Source organism: Mycobacterium sp. GA-1841 (assembly GCF_001954135.1).
In the GTDB taxonomy this organism is placed as follows: domain Bacteria; phylum Actinomycetota; class Actinomycetes; order Mycobacteriales; family Mycobacteriaceae; genus Mycobacterium.
The window spans coordinates 251,989-269,364 of sequence record NZ_MBEQ01000009.1 but is presented as its reverse complement, the minus strand read 5'-3'; the positions used below and the strand labels follow the sequence as shown (position 1 = coordinate 269,364).

The 17,376-nt window shown below is 64.6% G+C and carries 15 protein-coding genes and 2 pseudogenes; 5 read left to right on the top strand and 12 right to left on the bottom strand.

The window, feature by feature from the left end; all coding sequences use genetic code 11:
* Window positions 1-4: 4 nt before the first annotated feature.
* Entirely contained in the window at window positions 5-658 is a 654-nt protein-coding gene (locus tag A5740_RS02460) for a TetR/AcrR family transcriptional regulator (RefSeq protein ID WP_076191176.1), read from the bottom strand.
* 129 nt (window positions 659-787) lie between these two features.
* Between A5740_RS02460 and A5740_RS02455 the strand changes: the two genes are divergently transcribed.
* Complete coding sequence (locus A5740_RS02455; RefSeq protein WP_076191175.1) at window positions 788-2,269, top strand: cytochrome P450; 1,482 nt, start codon at window positions 788-790, stop codon at window positions 2,267-2,269.
* 8 nt (window positions 2,270-2,277) lie between these two features.
* On the opposite strand, the gene A5740_RS02450 is transcribed toward A5740_RS02455, so the two are convergent.
* Both A5740_RS02450 and A5740_RS02445 read right to left on the bottom strand, forming a co-directional pair.
* Window positions 2,278-3,915 carry a PE-PPE domain-containing protein gene (locus A5740_RS02450; RefSeq protein ID WP_083653907.1) on the bottom strand — a complete coding sequence of 546 codons (1,638 nt, stop codon included), beginning with the start codon at window positions 3,913-3,915 and terminating at the stop codon, window positions 2,278-2,280.
* Window positions 3,916-4,003: 88 nt separating this feature from the next.
* A complete protein-coding gene (locus tag A5740_RS02445) occupies window positions 4,004-4,459 on the bottom strand; it encodes a homocitrate synthase (RefSeq protein WP_254849051.1) in 456 nt (151 codons plus the stop codon).
* A 231-nt stretch (window positions 4,460-4,690) separates the two neighbouring features.
* On the opposite strand from A5740_RS02445, the gene A5740_RS02440 reads away from it, so the two are divergent.
* Window positions 4,691-5,452, top strand: coding sequence for a sulfite exporter TauE/SafE family protein (locus A5740_RS02440; RefSeq protein WP_076191170.1), 762 nt, complete (start codon window positions 4,691-4,693; stop codon window positions 5,450-5,452).
* An 11-nt stretch (window positions 5,453-5,463) separates the two neighbouring features.
* On the opposite strand, the gene A5740_RS02435 is transcribed toward A5740_RS02440, so the two are convergent.
* Both A5740_RS02435 and A5740_RS02430 read right to left on the bottom strand, forming a co-directional pair.
* Window positions 5,464-6,528, bottom strand: a complete 1,065-nt coding sequence (locus tag A5740_RS02435) for a phosphotransferase family protein (RefSeq protein ID WP_076191168.1) — start codon at window positions 6,526-6,528, stop codon at window positions 5,464-5,466.
* A 29-nt stretch (window positions 6,529-6,557) separates the two neighbouring features.
* Entirely contained in the window at window positions 6,558-7,373 is an 816-nt protein-coding gene (locus A5740_RS02430) for a class I SAM-dependent methyltransferase (RefSeq protein ID WP_076191167.1), read from the bottom strand.
* Window positions 7,374-7,506: 133 nt separating this feature from the next.
* Here A5740_RS02430 and A5740_RS02425 point away from each other — a divergent pair, with 133 nt between their 5' ends.
* Window positions 7,507-8,181 (top strand): helix-turn-helix domain-containing protein, encoded by a 675-nt coding sequence (locus A5740_RS02425; RefSeq protein WP_076191165.1) that lies wholly within the window; start codon window positions 7,507-7,509, stop codon window positions 8,179-8,181.
* A gap of 3 nt (window positions 8,182-8,184) precedes the next feature.
* Here A5740_RS02425 and poxB read toward each other — a convergent pair whose 3' ends face one another.
* The 4 genes and pseudogenes from poxB to A5740_RS02405 form a co-directional block, all read right to left on the bottom strand.
* Window positions 8,185-9,921: a ubiquinone-dependent pyruvate dehydrogenase gene (poxB, locus tag A5740_RS02420; protein ID WP_076191164.1), complete on the bottom strand. Its 1,737-nt coding sequence runs from the start codon at window positions 9,919-9,921 to the stop codon at window positions 8,185-8,187.
* A gap of 70 nt (window positions 9,922-9,991) precedes the next feature.
* Window positions 9,992-10,113 (bottom strand): annotated as a pseudogene (locus A5740_RS02415) (3-hydroxy-2-methylbutyryl-CoA dehydrogenase); the annotation flags it as partial.
* Between the two features lie 47 nt (window positions 10,114-10,160).
* Window positions 10,161-11,015 carry an SDR family oxidoreductase gene (locus A5740_RS02410; protein ID WP_076191162.1) on the bottom strand — a complete coding sequence of 285 codons (855 nt, stop codon included), beginning with the start codon at window positions 11,013-11,015 and terminating at the stop codon, window positions 10,161-10,163.
* A 320-nt stretch (window positions 11,016-11,335) separates the two neighbouring features.
* The gene (locus A5740_RS02405) at window positions 11,336-12,223 is read right to left on the bottom strand and encodes an LLM class F420-dependent oxidoreductase (RefSeq protein WP_076191161.1); all 888 of its coding nucleotides are present in this window, start codon (window positions 12,221-12,223) and stop codon (window positions 11,336-11,338) included.
* Between the two features lie 156 nt (window positions 12,224-12,379).
* Between A5740_RS02405 and A5740_RS02400 the strand changes: the two genes are divergently transcribed.
* Window positions 12,380-13,156, top strand: a complete 777-nt coding sequence (locus tag A5740_RS02400; RefSeq protein WP_076191159.1) for an SDR family oxidoreductase — start codon at window positions 12,380-12,382, stop codon at window positions 13,154-13,156.
* Window positions 13,157-13,238: 82 nt separating this feature from the next.
* A complete protein-coding gene (locus tag A5740_RS02395; RefSeq protein WP_175616135.1) occupies window positions 13,239-14,714 on the top strand; it encodes an NAD(P)/FAD-dependent oxidoreductase in 1,476 nt (491 codons plus the stop codon).
* A gap of 63 nt (window positions 14,715-14,777) precedes the next feature.
* On the opposite strand, the pseudogene A5740_RS02390 reads toward A5740_RS02395, so the two are convergent.
* The 3 genes and pseudogenes from A5740_RS02390 to A5740_RS02380 form a co-directional block, all read right to left on the bottom strand.
* Window positions 14,778-15,065 (bottom strand): annotated as a pseudogene (locus tag A5740_RS02390) (hypothetical protein); the annotation flags it as partial.
* A gap of 34 nt (window positions 15,066-15,099) precedes the next feature.
* On the bottom strand, window positions 15,100-15,888 hold the full coding sequence (locus A5740_RS02385; RefSeq protein WP_076191156.1) for a glucose 1-dehydrogenase: 789 nt from the start codon (window positions 15,886-15,888) through the stop codon (window positions 15,100-15,102).
* A gap of 248 nt (window positions 15,889-16,136) precedes the next feature.
* The gene (locus A5740_RS02380) at window positions 16,137-17,219 is read right to left on the bottom strand and encodes a dihydrodipicolinate reductase (protein WP_076191154.1); all 1,083 of its coding nucleotides are present in this window, start codon (window positions 17,217-17,219) and stop codon (window positions 16,137-16,139) included.
* Window positions 17,220-17,376: the final 157 nt, after the last annotated feature.

The following is a 17,376-nucleotide window of genomic DNA, read 5'->3' as shown; positions in this document are numbered from 1 at the left end:
GGCGCTAGCCGCTCTGGCCGCCCCACAGTGCGTTGAGCCACAACCGCTCGACGACATCGAGCGCGCGAGCCGGATCGTTGCCCCGCCCGACGAACCCCGAGTCGTGCGACAACGTCATCGCCGTGGTCGCCACCAGGGTGCGGACCAGGGCGGGAAGATCGTCGGAGATCGGCCGCGCGCCCTTGTCCTGTTCCACCAGGCCGACGATCTTGTCGATCACGGCGTCTTCGAAATCGTTCATCAGGTCGTGGATCTGCGCGTCGGTGTTCTGCGCCACCGTGCACGCCGCCATGATCGGGTCGTTGGTGGCGAAAACGGTTGCCGCACTGCCGACCATCCGCTCGGCGAACGCCGCCGGGGTCTCACCGGCCTCGCGGGGCGCGTAATCGTGGGTGAGCGCGGCAAGCTCCTCCATTGCGTCGGCCAGGATCACGGCCAGCACGGCGTACTTCGAGTCGAAGTAGAAGTAGAACCCCGACCGGGCCACCCCGGCACGCTCACTGATGGTGCTCACCGACAGATCGGCGAACGACTCCTCTTCGAGCAGTTCCCGCACAGCCGTCACGATGGCCTCGCGCTGCCGGTCCCCCCGGCTGCGACGCCCCTGCGGTCGCCCGGTGGAGCCGCTGGAGCTCCCCGGTATCGATTCGGCGGTCATGGCATTAGACCTTTGCACCCGCGACGCGCCAGATCAAAACTTGACATGCGTCAAGTCTGGCAGTCAGGATGGCCACAAGTGGTGACATCGACCACACTTCGTCAGCGTTTGCACGGTCAGGAGCGCCTCATGGCAACCATCAGCACCCCGCACTACCTGCTCGACCAGGCGAAGCGCCGTTTCACTCCGACACCCAACACACTGCCGGGCATGGGCACGTTGGAGAAGCGGCTCAAAGCCAAGCAATGGGATCAGTTCGTCTTTGCCGAGCCCCCGGCCGGCAGCGGACTGAAGCCGATCAGCGGCGACTCCGGTTTACCGATCATCGGCCACATGATCGAGATCTTCCGCGGCGGTCCGGACTTCATCCTGGAGCTCTACCGCAAGCACGGTCCGATCTACTACGCCCAATCCCCCGCCTTGTCGTCGGTGATGGCGCTGGGGCCCGACGCCACCCAGGCGGTCTTCTCCAACCGCAACAAGGATTTCTCGCAGCGCGCCTGGGACCCGGTTATCGGCCCGTTCTTCGAGGGCGGCCTGATGCTGCTGGACTTCGACGAGCACCTGTTCCACCGCCGGATCATGCAGGAGGCGTTCACCCGCACCCGGCTGAGCGGCTACATCTCCCACATCGACTCGGTGGCCTCGGCCGTGCTGGCCAATGACTGGGTGGCCAACGATCCGCGCTTCCTCCTGCACCCGGCCATGAAGGAGCTCACGCTCGACATCGCCTCCGAGGTCTTCATGGGCGTACCGGCCGGCACCGACAAGGCGCTGGTCACCACGGTCAACAACGCGTTCACCACGACCACGCGGGCCGGCAACGCGATCGTGCGGACCCCGGTGCCCCCGCTGAAGTGGTGGCGCGGCATCCAGGCCCGCAAGACCCTCGAGGACTACTTCGCCAGCCGGATCAACGAGAAGCGGCGCTCGGAGAGCACCGACATGTTCAGCGTGCTGTGCCATTCCGCCGACGAGGACGGGCAGAGCTTCACCGACGACCAGATCATCAGCCACATGATCTTCCTGATGATGGCGGCCCACGACACGTCGACCTCGACGATGACCACGATGTGTTATCACCTGGCGGCCAACCCGGAGTGGCAGGAGCGGCTGCGCGACGACTCTGCCCGGATCGGTGACGGGCCGCTGGACTTCGAGTCTTTGGACAAGCTGGAGACCTACGACCTCGTGATCAACGAGTCGCTGCGGATGATGACGCCGCTGCCGTTCAACTTCCGCCAGGCGGTGCGCGACACCGATCTGCTGGGCTACTTCATCCCGGCCGGCACCAGCGTGGTGACCTGGCCGTCGATCAACCACCGACTGCCCGAGCTGTGGACCGATCCGGAGAAATTCGACCCGGAGCGCTTCGCCGAGCCGCGCAACGAACACAAGAGGCACCGCTACGCGTTCGCCCCGTTCGGCGGTGGCGCACACAAATGCATCGGCATGGTGTTCGGCCAACTGGAGATCAAGACGGTCATGCACCGGCTGCTGCGCCGCTACAAGCTGGAGCTGGCCAGCCCGGATTACCAGCCGAGCTACGACTACGGCGGTATGCCGGTGCCCATCGACGGCATGCCGATCGTGCTGCGCCCCTTGAGTTAGCGCTGCACTCAGTTGGTCGATGCGGCGGCCTTGGTCTTCGTGGTCTTGTCCGTCGTGGTCTTGTGCTTCATGGTCTTGTCCGTCGTGGCCTTGTCCGTCGTGGCCTTGTCGCTCGTGGCCTGGCGCTTCATGGCTTTGTCCATCGTGGCCTTGACCTTCGCGGGACCGAACTTGGACCCGCCTCGTGGCCGCTTGATGGCCTCGTGAGCTGAGTTTGCCGCACTTCGATCAGGCCGGGCCGCCGATGTCTCGGTCATCCCATCGACCTCGGCAACAACCTTCCGTTGGCCCTTGAGCGTCGGCGGAATGGCGCCGTGACGGTCGTAGATTCGGCGCGGGGCTTCGTCTGCGACCTGTCGAGCCGGCTCGACCGCCGCGTTCGTCGCCGCCGCGGGCAGAGCGCCTTGGTCCTTCGGGGTACCGGGCAGATCGGGCAACGAGATCCCGAAGGTGTTCTCGATCGTGGTCTTGACGGTGTCCCATGACGCCTCCTTCAGGAAGCCACCCAGCACATTCTCGATGACTGCCAGGGTGGCGTTCTCGGTATCCGGGTCGTCGGCCGACGGGGGTTCCTTGATTCCCAATGCGATTTGGGCACCTTCGGTCAGCGCCTTCTGCAATTCGGGTACTGCAGCGGCCACCTGTGCCGGCGACGGCGCGAGCTCGAGTCGCTTGGTTTCCCAGGGCTTCGTGTCGCGGTCGTAGCCGAGGTCGATGAGCACCTTCAGCGTGGGCTCGATGGCGTCGAGAACCCGAATGGGCACCCCGATGTCGTAGAACGGCTGCAACAACGCCAGGTGCCGCGCAGAGATCGTGAGGTAGCGATTTCCGTTGTCGTCGTAGCCGTCGAACACAACCGAATCGGTGTCGGTGGTGTTGGGGTCCAGCCCGTAATAGAAGCTGTGCTGGTAGAAGAAGCCGAGCACGCCATTGGCGAACGACAGCGGATTCAGATAGGCGGGAGCATCGGAGGCGAGGTCGTATTCCCAGCTGATGTCGGTGATCTGATAGTCGCTGTCAGGACTGCTACCACCGAACGTCACCCCCGCGACCGGCAGCGTGAACGCCGGAAAGCGGGCCAGGATGCCGCCGTTGGGCCGATTTGGATTGCCCATCACCAGGAAGCTGACTTCGTCGGGATCCAGCGCGTCCGGCGCGCCGGCGTCGCGCTGCGCCTGCAGTGCCTGCAGTTCTTTCAGGACCACATCGGCGCTCGACGAGTAACCGACCACGACGACACGTGCCTCCCCGTCTGCGTCGGGGCCGGCCTCCTTCGCCTTCTCAGCGGCCAGCGCCTGACGTAACTGGCTGTCCAGGCTGTCGACACCGTCGGCCTGCTGGCGATCGAAGTCCGATGTCGGCGTCCAGGCGGTCGCCTTCCACGTGGCGATCTGGAACTGGTCGTCGGCGCAATCCGCGCCCGTCGCGCAGAGCCCGTAGTTCGGATCCCCCGGCCGGATGTACCCGTCGAGTTCGTTCTCCATCAGCAACCCGGTGCCGTTGCCATTACCGCCCATCGCCAGGACCGTTTTGGCCAGCAACTCGGCGTACCGGTTACTCGGCCCCACCCATGGCTGTGTCGCCGTGACCGCCACCACCGTGCAGCTCGCCGCAGTAGCTACCAAGAACGACCATGCTGATCTCATCGCAGTCCCTCCCCGTTTCCCCGACCGCCCAGGCGAACAGCCTACGGAGACGCTGCTTTCCGGCCCACGCCGAGGTCGGTGGGGAGCGTCAGGCCGCCGTCATCAAGCGGTTGGCGCAGGCGATCACCGCGGACAGTGCCGATTGCACCGGATCGTCGGACACCCCGACGGCCCATCGGCGGTGCAGGCCATCGCAGCCTTCGATGAAGGTGGCGGTCTGCCCCTCCGTGGGCAGCTGGTGAAACGACGTCGTCTCGACGCTGACGCCGCACTCGTGCAGCATCGCGGTCAGCGCGGCGACGGGCCCGCTGGCCGCCGTGGTCGAGGTCGCGATCGTGTCGCCGATGGCCAGTGTGGCCCGATAGGTGCGGGCCTGCGGGCCGAGGCGGCCACGCGAACACTCGTCGGCGCAGCTGAACTGCCCCAGCCGCAGCGGTCCCGCGGACAGGGCGTACTCGCCCAGGAACTGCTCCCATGAGGCTGCCGCGCCGGCCTCGCGCAGATCGCGCGGCAACGGGGTGGCGAAGTGGGCCGAGAATGGCATCGGATCACCCGACTGCGGTGCTGGTGAAGTGAAAGGCATGTGCCGGTCTTCTCTTGTTCAGAGGGAGGTGACCGACGAAGTAGCGAACGACCCACAGCGAGGGGTCGGTCAGGATCAGACCCCGCTGCGGGTTGCTACTACGAGTCGCTTTGGCACGTTGGCGATGCTAGACGCAGCCCGCCAGGTCGCGCAAACGCTTCTGGTCCGTAATCTCTCCGGGGTGGAAGCCTCATGACTGTCGGTGAGGTCGTCCTGCTTGTCGTGGCCGGCATCGGCGGCGGGCTGACCGGCAGTATCGCCGGGCTGGCATCGGTGGCCACCTATCCCGCGCTGCTGTTGATCGGTCTGCCTCCGGTGACGGCCAATGTGACCAACACGGTGGCCCTGGTGTTCAACGGTGTCGGTTCGGTGTTGGGCTCGCGGCCCGAGCTTGCCGGGCAGAGCGCATGGATCAAGCGCATGGTGCCGGTCGCGGTGGCCGGCGGCGCGGTCGGCGCCGCGCTGCTGTTGTGCACCCCCGCCGAGGGCTTCGAGAGAGTCGTGCCGCTTCTGCTGGCCTTGGCCTCGGTGGCGATCCTGCTGCCGCGTGGCCGTCAGCGCGAGACCCGGGTGGCCGGCCATCGCGAGCATCGCATCAAGGTCGCCATGGAGGCCGGGGCCATCTTCCTGATCACGATCTATGGCGGCTACTTCGGTGCCGCGGCGGGGGTTCTGCTGTTGGCCCTGTTGCTGCGTACCGGTGCTGCGACGCTGGCGCACGCCAACGCCGGCAAGAACGTGATCCTCGGCGTCGCCAATTCGGTTGCCGCCGTGGCGTTCATGGTGATCGCCCCGGTGTACTGGCCGGCCGTGGTGCCGCTGGGCATCGGCTGCCTGATCGGCTCACGGCTCGGTCCGGTGATCGTCCGCCACGCGCCGGCGACTCCGCTGCGAGTCCTGATCGGCGCAGCCGGCGTCGCCCTGGCCGTCAAACTCGCGTTCGACACCTACTGATCTCCCGCGAGCTACGCGAAAGGGTTGTCGCCCTTGGCCACCCGCGCCCCCAACGTGAGGAGATTCTCCGCCGAGGTGTGCAATTGCTCGCCGGCCTCCCGGCTGGCGCGCCCGGCCAGATACCGCGACCAGGTGCCCTCGATGACGATGCCCAGTTTGAAGCAGGCCAGGGCCACATACCAGTCGAGCCGGTCGGTCTGTCTGCCCCCGGCGGCGCGGTATGCCTCGATCAGTTCAGCGCGATCAGCCAGTCCGCCGAGTGCTGCCAGGGCCGAGCCGGCGTTGATCGGATTGGGATCATCGGGCCAGCACACCAGCATCCAGCCCAGGTCGAGCAGTGGATCGCCGATCGTGCACATCTCCCAGTCGATAAAGGCGGCCAACTCGGGTGTCGTCCGGCGCAGCAGCACGTTGTTGAGGTGGGCGTCGCCGTGCATGATGCCGGGTTCGGCGTCGGCCGGGCGGTGGTCTTCCAACCATTGCGCCAGCTGCGCCACGCCCGCCAGCGACTCGGGTGCGTACCCCTCGTGGCGGTAACTCTCCAGCAGGCCGAGGAATTGCGGGACCTGGCGAGCCAGAAACGACCCCGGCCTGCGGATGGCGGCCAACTCGCTGTTTTCCCATGCGACATTGCCCAGTTCGGCGAGGCTTGCCGCATAGGACAACCCGACGCGGTGACGTAGGTCGGCATCGTCCCCGTAGGCCGGGCTCACCTCGGTCCCGGGGTTGAACCCGTCGACCTCCTCCATCAGGTAGAACACCACGCCGATCACATCGAGATCGGTACAGGCCGCGATGAAACCGGGGTGGGGTACGGCCGAGCCGGCCAGAGTGCGCAGCACCGCGATTTCGCGCAGCATGGTCTTGTCACTGGTCGGCCGAGGATGTAAAGGGGGACGGCGCAACACCATTCGGCGCCCATCGACGCTCATGCCCACCACGATGTTCTGGGTGCCGCCGGTCAAGGGGGCTACATCGGTGAGCGTCGTACCGATCCGTTGACCGCGCAGCCATCGGTTGATCGCCTCTTGATCGGCGGCGTTGAGCGTCGGCAGTTCCTGGACATCCTCGGGCATGCAGTCATGGTGCCAGTTGACCCGGCGGATCAGCGCACATTCGCCACCGTCAGCAGGTATTCCCACGGCATCGATTCGCCGTGCCGGAACCGGTCGGCCAGCGCAGCGATCTCGGCATCCAGGGCGGCGACCTTGTCGGCGTCCTCGGCGATCGCCCGGTAGGCCGCCATCGTCGGGCCATAGGCGGCCTTGAAATGATCGCGGAACTCGGCGCCGTCGGCGTACGCGTGAACGTCCAGTTCCCGGCGCTCACAGGTGAACCGGGCGACCCTGTCGCCGAGCAGGGTGCAGAGGTACTCCTCGTCGCCCCACAGCGGTGGCGCGGACACCCCGGCGGGCGGTGGTGGCACGTATGGCTTCATGGTGGCGAACAGTTGCCCGACGAATCCCCTTGGCGTCCAGGAGATCAGACCGATGCGTCCACCCGGTCGGGTCACCCGGACGAGTTCGTCGGCAGCCTGCTGGTGATGCGGGGCGAACATCACCCCGATACAGGAAAGCACCGTGTCGAAGGAATCGTCGGCATAGGGCAGCGCCTCGGCGTTGGCCTCGCTCCACTCGACGCTCACCCCCGCCTCCGCAGACAGCTGCCGGCCCACGGCGACCAGTTCCGGACACAGGTCGCTGGCGGTCACCCGAGCGCCGGTGCCCGCGGCGGGGATGGCGGCGTTGCCGGTCCCGGCGGCCACGTCCAGTACCTGGTCGTGGGGGCCGATGCCGCTGGCCTCGACCAGCACCGGCCCGAGCGGTCGCACGATGTTCGCGGCGATCGCCGCGTAATCACCCAGCGCCCACAGCGCCCGGTGTTTGGCCTCCAGTTCACGGCCGATGCTCGCGACAGTCATGTCGGCTCCTTTCGCGGATGGGTTCAATCGTCATCCCGTGGGCCGGTGCGGTTCCAGTTCCGGATCTGTACTGGCTTACCGGCCCCGACAGCGGTGTACTTAGACGACGCACTGTCTCGGGAGGTACCCGTCGATGTCGACATATGGCCAGTTCTGTCCCGTGGCCAAGGCCATGGAGTTACTCGATGAGCGCTGGACCCTGCTGGTGGTCCGGGAGTTGCTGCGCGGCAGTGCCCACTTCAACGATCTGCGTCGCGGGGTACCGAAGATGTCACCGGCGCTGTTGTCCAAGCGGCTCAAGTCGTTGGCCCGCGCCGGGGTGATCGAACGCTCCGAAATCGACGGCCGCACAAGCTACTCCCTGACCCCGTGCGGCCAGGAGCTCGGCGGTGTCGTCGACGCCTTGGGCTGCTGGGGCGTGCGGTGGATCGGCGATCTCGGTGAGCAGGATCTCGACCCACACCTGCTGATGTGGGATATGCGCCGCAGCATTCCGCTCGACAACTGGCCCGCCGAGCGCACCACGGTGGCGTTCGTCCTCGACGGTGTCGCGGTCAAGGCGTCCAGATGGTGGCTGGTGGTGGCCGACGGGCAGGCCGACGTCTGCGATTTCGATCCGGGCCATGAGGTGGCCGGCACCGTGCAGACCAGCCTGCGCACATTGACCGAGATCTGGCGCGGTGACGTCGGTTGGGCCCGCGCGGTACTCGACGGACGCGTCGCGCTGTCGGGGTCGGCTGATGTCCGCCGCGCCATCCCGCGATGGCTCGGGCAGAGCACCGCCGCCACGATTCCGCGGCCGGCCTAGCGCTCAGTCCAGGATCCGGCGGGCCACGTTGGTGGTGACGAGATCCAGCAGTTCGTCGGCACGTCCAGCCAGGATCGTGCGAATCGCGTAGAGCGAGAACCCTTTTGCCTGTTCGACGGTGATGGCCGGTGGGATCGACAGCTCCTGCCGCGCGGTGTGCACGTCGACGACGGCCGGGCCGTCGTGGGCGAAGGCGTCGGCGATGGCGCGTTCCAACTCCCCCGGTTCGGTGACTCGTCTGCCGAACATGCCCATCGCGTGGGCCACCGCGGCGAAATCCGGGTTGACCAGGTCGGTGCCGAATGTGACGATGCCGGCCGCCTTCATCTCCAGCTCGACGAAGTTCAGCGACGAGTTGTTGAACACGATCAGCTTGACCGGCAGCCGGTTCTGGATCAGCGTCACCAACTCGCCGAAGAGCATGGTCAGGCCGCCGTCACCAGCCAGGGTGACGACCTGCCGGTCGGGAAACGCGGTCTGCGCGCCGATCGCATGCGGCAGGGCGTTGGCCATGGTGCCGTGGTTGAACGACCCGATCAGCCGGCGCCGGCCGTTCATGGTCAGGTACCGCGCCGCCCACACCACCGGGGATCCGACGTCGCAGGTGAACACGGCGTCATCGGCGGCCAGCCGATCAGCAAGTGCGGCTACGTATTCAGGTCGGATCGGGGTGCGGTCACGGTCGTTGACGGCCAACGAGTCCAGGGTGGCGCGGGTCTTGCGGTAGTGCCGCAGGGACCGGTCGAGGTGCTCGCGGTCGGTCTTCGCGCGTAGCAACGGTTGCAGCGCGGCGAGGGTGTCGGCGACGCTGCCGCGCAGTCCCAGGTCGATCGGGGTGCGTCGGCCGAGGTTGCGGCCGCGGATGTCGACCTGGATGACGGTGGCGCCCTCGGGATAGAACTGCTGATAGGGGAAGTCGGTGCCCAGCATCAGCAGCGTGTCGGCTTCCTTGATGGCCTTGTAACCCGACGCGAACCCGAGCAGGCCCGTCATGCCGACGTCGTAGGGATTGTCGTACTCGATGAATTCCTTGCCGCGCAACGCATGAACGATCGGCGCCTGCAGGGTCGCGGCCAGCTCGATCAGGGCATCGTGCGAACCGGCCACACCGGCGCCGCCCAGAATCGTGACGCGCTCGGCGGCGTTGAGGATGTCGGCGGCCCGGCGCACCGATTCGTCGTCGGGACGCACGACCGATCGGGTGGGCCGCACCGGGCGTACCGTCCAGCCGTTGTCATCCGCGCGTTGCAGGAAGATTTCGCCGGGGATGACGACGACGGCCACGCCGTTCTCTTCGATGGCCGTACGCATCGCCATCTCAAAGATGCGCGGCGCCATCTCCGGGGTGCTGACCAGTTCGCAGTACACACTGCACTCGCGGAAGAGGTCCTGCGGGCGGGTTTCCTGGAAGTACTCCGACCCGATCTCGGTGCGGGGAATGTGGGCGGCGATCGCCAGCACGGGGACGCGGCTGCGCTGAGCGTCGAACAAGCCGTTGATCAGGTGCAGATTGCCCGGGCCGCAGCTGCCCGCGCACACGGCCAGTTGCCCGGTCAGTCCGGCGTCGGCGGCGGCAGCGAACGCCGCCGCCTCCTCATGGCGCACATGCTGCCAGCTGATCTGGTCGCTGCGGCGGATGGCATCGGTAAAGCCGTTGAGACTGTCCCCGGGCAGACCGTAGACGCGCCGTGCCCCGCTCATGCTCAGCAGGGAAATGACCTGGTCCGCAATGCTCGCCACGATGCCTCCCCAGTCTGCGATTTCGGGGTGATCGGCGGCGGCCGGCGCCGCTGATCACCCCGAAATCACTCTACTTGGGGGCGAAGCGCTGACCGGCGTCCAAACGCAGGCACTGGCCGTTGAGCATCGCGTTCTCGGCGATCGCCACGGCCAGAGCTTGGCGTACTCCTCGGGCTTGCCCAGGAGCTTGGGGAGACGGCACGGGCCACGCCACCACGAAGCTGTTGGAACACCACTATTCAGTGTTTTTGAATCCCGTCGCTGTTTTCGACCCGTTGTTCATAGAACCTGCGGGCCGATTGATCGATCTCGTCGAGAAACAACCGGTCTGTGCCCATCGTTTTGTTGAACCACCGCCGACCGCGCGGGCCGAGCATCGACACGATCGGCCCCAGAAAGCGGGTCGGTTGCGGAACCGCGACGTGGGTACGGGGTTTGTTCAGCGTGGTCACGATCGCCGCAGCGATTACTTCAGGACGCACTGCCCTACCAGCACCGGTGGACTTGGTGCCCGCGATGAGATCGGTCTGAGTGAACGGCGGCAGCACCACGCTCACATCGATGCCGTGGGGCGCATATTCGTCGGCCATTGCCGTGCTCAGACCGACGACGGCATATTTGGTACCGGCGTAGACAACCTGGCCTGGGATAGCCATGATCCCGGCCATCGAAGCGATGTTGACGATGTGACCGTGCCCGCGACGCACCATTTCGGGAAGTGCCAGCTGGCAGCCGTTGAGGACACCATAGACGTTTACCTCGATCGCGGAGCGAATCGATTGCTGCGACTGTTCCAGGAACTGGCCCACCGGCATCACCCCGGCGTTGTTGATCAACACATCGATGCGGCCCTCGCCATCAGCGCGCGCCTTCAACAGGAACTCCGCAAAGGATTCGCGGTCGGTGACATCGAGCGAATACCCGGAAACGGTTCCGAGGTGAGACAGCCCGGCTATGGCGGATTCGAGGGCGGGAACGTCTCGATCACCGATGATCACCTGGGCGCCATGCGCGAGCAGAGCCTGCGCGGTCGCGAACCCTATCCCCCGAGCCGCACCGGTGATGACGACAACCTTGCCACCGACCCTGTCCATCCTGGTCCTTTCCCCCCGGACAGCGAGTGCTTGTCGGCGGATGTCTTTCGCGCCGATCGTCGAAGCTTCGGCTGGTTTCCAGAGTGACAACAATTCCGATCCGAGCGCACACGAGAACCAGAGCAGTTCACGGCATTTCAATGCGTCGCAACCGACGACCTTACAGTAGGCAATTCTGTAGGGTCAACCTCGGCCTTTGAACATGGCGGACGCACCATGCTCGCCTCGGAAACCTTCACTCCGGGCGCAGCCGCATGGATGCCGCATGGATATAGTGCGATTCCGCGAGGCGCCGCGTAGTTGAAACAGATGGCGCCGAGTCAGCGGAGTCGGCCAGCGATTCGAGCGAAGTATTCGAGCTGCCCCAGGGCCGTCTCAGGGTCTGCGGCGAGGCGCAGTTGCAGATGATCCACCCCTGCTTCGGCGTAGCCAGCTATCAACGCAGCACTGTCACCGCCATCGGGTGTCGCGCAAGCGACTAGTTTCACCGACAGGGGATCACGTCCCGCCCGCGTGGCCGCCCAGCGCACAGTGTCCCAGCACTCGGCCACTCGAGACGCTGACATCGGGGCGGAGATCCAACCATCGGCGAGCCTCCCTGCGCGCTCCAGCGCAGAGCGGGTATGGCCACCGACGTACAGCGGGATCGGCCGTTGCACTGGCATCGGTTCGCTGAGCACCGGCGGCAGCTCGTAAAATTCACCATGAAACTCCACGAATTCGTCTGTGGCGGTCCATAAGTGGCGCATCAAGGCGATCTGTTCCTCTGCGCGCCGGCCGCGCTGCGGCCAGGACATTCCGATGATCTCGGCCTCTTCTCGAACCCATCCGACACCGACCCCAACAGTCAATCGGCCTCCAGAATGCCGATCGATCGTGGCCAGCTGTCGGGCGGTCAGCACCGCCGGCCGGTTGGTGAGCACCGTAACTGCGGTTCCCAGACCGATCCGTTCGGTGAATCCGGCCACCCAGGCCAAGGTGGTGAGCTGTTCGAAATTCGGTGTCAGCTCGGCGGCGATCGCACCGTCGGCCATCGCGGTGGGCTTTCGCCCGAGCAGGTAAGGCGAGGCCGTGTGCAGCGGAATGACGGCGTGATCAACGGCCCACAGCCTCGTGAATCCCAACTCCTCGGCACGCAGGCACACCGCACGCACGTGTTCCGGCGAGGCCGCCTGTCCCGTGTGCGGGATCGCGATGCCCAATTCCATCAGAACTCAGAGATCTGCCGCGAAGTCAGCGGTCGATCAACTGCCCTCATCGGATCTCGCTCTCGATATCGGTGACATTCACCGTTTCTACTGAAATGGTTACGGTATTTAGTACAGTCCGAACGATAGTAGAGCTGACTCCCGGGAGGGCGCCTAATGGCCGACAAGAAGAACATCGTGTGGATCACTGGCGCCACATCGGGCATCGGCGCCGCACTGGCGCGCACGTGCCCGTGGGAGGACACCGAGATCATCAGCGTCTCGCGCCGACCCCACCCCGACTTCGAGACCATCCCCTTCGACCTCACCGACATCGATTCCTGGCAGGGAGTCGGGGACCGAGTCGGAGAGCGACTGACCAGTTTCCGCGGTGAGCGCGCGCTATTCATCCACAACGCCCTGCTGTTTTGGGGCCGGGCCTATGTCGGCGAAGGCGACTATCAGAACCACCTCACCGAAATAATCGCCAACGTCGCGGCCCCACTGGCGATTGGCGACCAATTCATCCGAGCAGCGGCACCAGCCGTGGACGCTGGAGTCGATGTCGGCCTGATCCAAATCTCCTCCGCCTCAGCAAGGGTGGTGTATCCCGGGCTGTCCATCTACGGCGCCGCGAAAGCATCGATGGAGCAGTGGACCAAGGGAGTGCGCAGTGAGCGCGCTGACCGCGGCAAGGGGCCGTGGGTGTGCGCCATCCGGCCCGGCTTTGTTGACACCCCGGCCGCGCGCCGCGAAGCTGAACTCCCCCTGGACACCCATCCCGGTATTCCCGGAATCGCCGAGGCGGTGCGCACCGGCAACATGCTGACCGCCGACCAGTCGGCAAGTTACATCTGGGGATCCGTCCCCGAGGAAGTCAAAGCCAAACCCGTCCTGCTGTTCGGCGAGCCGGTCGGCGTCACCACTGAGCGGACACGGACAGCAACATCATGACCGGACAAACTGCAGAGGTATCGGCGTCGGCAATCGTTGGCGAGCGGGAGGCGTGCAACCCCGGCGCCGGCTGGTGACGCACGTGTCGCGGCAGGTGCGGGTGGTCATCATCGGCGCCGGCTTCGGTGGACTGGGAGTCGCCCTGAAGCTGCGCGCCGCCGGACATCGCAACATCACTATCTACGAACGCGCCGCCCAGATCGGCGGAACCTGGTGGTACAACACCTATCCCGGGGCGGCATGTGACGCTCCCTCGCATGTCTACAGCTATTCGTTTATGCAGGACATCGAATGGTCCAGACGCTTTGCGGCCGGCGCCGAGATCCGGGCATATTTGGAGGGTTGCGTTACGAACGGTGGATTGACCGATGCGGTCCAGACCGGGACGGAGGTCACCTCGGCGCATTGGACTGGGCGCGAGTGGGCAATCACACTGGCCGACGGTCGCACTGATCACGCCGACGTACTGGTGCCCGCAGTCGGACAGTTGACGGTACCCGCGATTCCCGACCTCGAGGGCCTCGAACATTTCTCCGGTCCGGTGTTCCACACCGCGCGCTGGCGCCATGACGTGGATCTGACAGGAAAGCGGGTTGGTGTAGTCGGCACCGGCGCGAGCGCTATCCAGGTAGTCCCGGCAATCGCGCCTATCACCGGACATACAGTGGTGTTTCAGCGTTCGGCCCCATACGTCTTCGCCAAGGCCGACGTCGCATACACCAAGCAACTCCATCGCCGCTACCGCACCCTCCCTATACTCAAACTGGCTGCACGTCAAGGAGTCTGGGCATATTTCGAAATCATCACCGTGGGCTTCTCCCGGATGCCCGCTGTGCTGTCGTGGCTCGGTCGAATCCACGGCCGGGTACTGCGACGTCACGTCTCCGATCCGCAACTCCGAGCCAAACTGCGGCCGAGCTATCCCATCGGGTGCAAACGGATTCTGATCTCAGATGATTACTACGCCACCCTGAGCCGCCCCGATGTGACCTTGGAAACAGATCCGCTCGTCCGGGTCACCGAGTCCGGAATTGCAACCGGGAGCACGTTGCACGAACTAGACGCGATAGTGTTCGGGACCGGTTTCCGCACAACTTCTTTCGTGCCAGACGTTTCGATTACCGGACGAAGCGGGAAAACTCTTGCCGAGGCCTGGTCCGAACGCGCTACCGCCTTTCTCGGATTATCGGTACCTGACTTTCCGAACATGTTTCTGGTCTACGGTCCCAATACCAACCTTGGCTCGGGGTCTATCGTCTACATGCTGGAATCCCAGGCGGCCCACATCGTCGATGCTGTCGACCAATTGTCCAAAAGTCCTGTCGACGTTATCGAGGTGAGAGCCAGCGCCCATCGAAAGTTCTTGATAAGCATGGACAAGCGTCAGCGCCACACTGTGTGGCGCGGATGCGCCAGCTGGTACACCGATGAACACGGCCACGACACCCACAATTGGCCGTGGCTGATGAGTACCTATCGTCGACGCACGCGAAGGGTACGGGCCCGCGACTACGTCATCGCCGCCGGAGACGAACGGGCGGCCGAAGCGTCGGCGTGAGCCTGGTGCTGCGTTCGCGAGCACCTCTGCCCCTCTGACATATGGGCTGGCGTGCGGCAATTGCTACACCGAGTGTCCTCCAGTAGTCGCAACATCGGTACCTGTTGCAGCGTCGGCGATCAGGGTGAGCGTGCCAAGTTCACGGATCGCCCGACAGCCGCGTTCCAGCATGGCAGCAAACATGTCTATACCACGGTCGGTACCGGTGGCGAACGCGCAACCCACCGTCGGGATCAGCAACGCCTGGGGCATGCCGTAACGGTGGTCGCGCCAACAGGTTTCGAGGTCATAGCCAGATACGCCCTGTTCGGTAAGGGCGGAGTGGTATTCGGCAACGATGAAGTCCGAAATTTCAAGGATTCGTTAGCTTTTGCGTGTCCTACGCCTACAGGTCCGGGATGGGCAGAGGCCAGTTCGTGGTGTTCAGACCGCCATCCACGTGGAAAATCGCATTGGTGGCGAAACATCCTTGGGAACACAGGTAGACCGCTAGGCGTCCAAGGTCCTCGACGTCGCCGAAACGGTGCAGTGGTGTGTTTTCCTTCATCTGCTCCGCCGATTCCGGCATCTCCTTCATGCTCCATTCCAACGCATCAGTCTTGAATGAGCCCAATGCAATGGCGTTGACTCTGATCTTTGGCGCCAGTTCCTGCGCCAATGCGCGGGTAAGGTTCTCCAGAGCCCCCTTCGCCACGCAGTAGGATACGAAGCCACGGATGCCGAATCGCCCTGCACCAGAAGAGATATTGATGATCGATCCCGCCCCTTGCGTGAGCATGTGGGGGACGACGAGCTGGCTCATGATGAACGCCGAAGCGGTGTTCCACTCGAAATGCCGCCGCAGGTCATTATCAGAGATCTTCAAAAACGGCTTCGGGAACGCCCCACCGGCGTTGTTGACCAGAATGTCGACACGCCCGAAGTTCTCCATCGCCGCGGCGACCACCTTTTGACCGTCTTCGCGGCTGGTGGCGTCTGCGGTCACCGCGAGTCCCTGGCCTCCGGCTGCCTTGATTCCTTTGATGGTCTCGGATACTTGATCTGGCGTGCGCGCCGTCCCGACAATGGTCGCGCCCGCCTCGGCGAGAACTCTGGCGATGCCCGCACCCACCCCGCGCCCCGCCCCAGTGACGATCGCCACCTGTCCGTCAAGCTTGAAGCTCTCCAAGGCCATTCGTCTGTCCTCCCAATTTTGTGGCATTTACTGTTTTTCGTACTGTATGTCCAACGGTATTGGCGCCGCGTCAAATTCAAGAAGAAAAACTGGGACAGCGGCAGACATCATCCTTGTACGGCAACACCATTGACTAGGGCACGGTGCCGTGATGAATCCCTGCGAACCTCAGCCACGTCCGGACCCCTCGCCTCAACCGGAACGGTCGGGGGACGTCAATCTCAGCTGGCTCGTCGAACGATACGAGCTCAGCCCTCTTCCCATATGAGGCCTTTGAACACCGCGGCTTGAGGGATGTCTTCGACCGCAAGTACACCCGCGGGGGCGTTGCACACCCAGTCAATGGCATTCACCACCCGGGCCGCCGTGGAAATGCATCCCGCGTCAGTCGGATCGAGCGCCGGATGGGAGACGTGAGTGTTGATTTCCACGCGGGGGTCACCGTCCACGACAACGCGGTGGACCCCGATGTGACCGTCTGGTGGATAGTCCCAGTCTGGAGCGGCGGCTGGGGTAAGCCGGTTGACGTGCTCAAGGGTGATTACCGGTTTGCCATCGAGCATGCCTTCTGCCGCGAACCTCACGGCCGCCATCTCACCGGGTTTGACCGTCATCATCGTGCATTCGATAGGTTCGGGAGTGAACCATCTCTCGGTGCGCTGACGGACCTCGTCAAGCTGAATGCCCAGCCCGTCGGCCAGGCTTCGAACCGGCCCTCCCCACATGGACTCCACAACCCCAGGGAGGAACAAGGGCGGCAACGGCTCGTCCTCGGCTATTCCGAAACCCATTGAGGCGCCCGTGTACTCGGCGTCGTCGTAGTTTCCGTAGTCAAAAATCTCCTGCACGGTGATCGCGCTGACACGTGTTGTCAGACTTAGGGCGGTGTGCACCAGGGTGTCACCGGAGTAACCGGGATCGATTCCGTTGACGTAGAGCGACGACCCGCCTGCCGCACAAGCCTGTTCCAACGGTTTACGCACCCAGTCGTCGGCGTAGCGCGGCGCGGCCATCCACACGAATGATGTTCCCACTACGTTTATTCCGGCGGCGAGAATCTTGGCGAGTTGCTCGATTGTCTCCATCGGCCGCGTCTCGGCCAGAGCGGTGTAAACGACACAGTCCGGCTCGAGACCGATCAGGGCGTCTATGTCATCGGTTGCGAGCACCCCCGTTGGCTTGTTCCAGCCACAGAGTTCGGCCGCATCACGCCCGATTTTCGATGGGCTGGCCGCATGTACGCCGACCAGTTCGAAGTCGGGGCGGCCGACGATCGCCCGAAGGGCATGGCGACCAACATTGCCGGTGGAAAATTGAACGACTCTGCGCACGATGTGTCTCCGAATTCCGAAACGCGAATGTATGTCCATACCGTAGCGCTTACAGTAACTCGCTCGGGCGAGATTGGGACAAAAATTCGTTGCGGCGTTATCGGCTCTGGTGCTGACGCAGCGGCTGCCGATCAGGCGTAGCTCTGGTCGGCCGGCT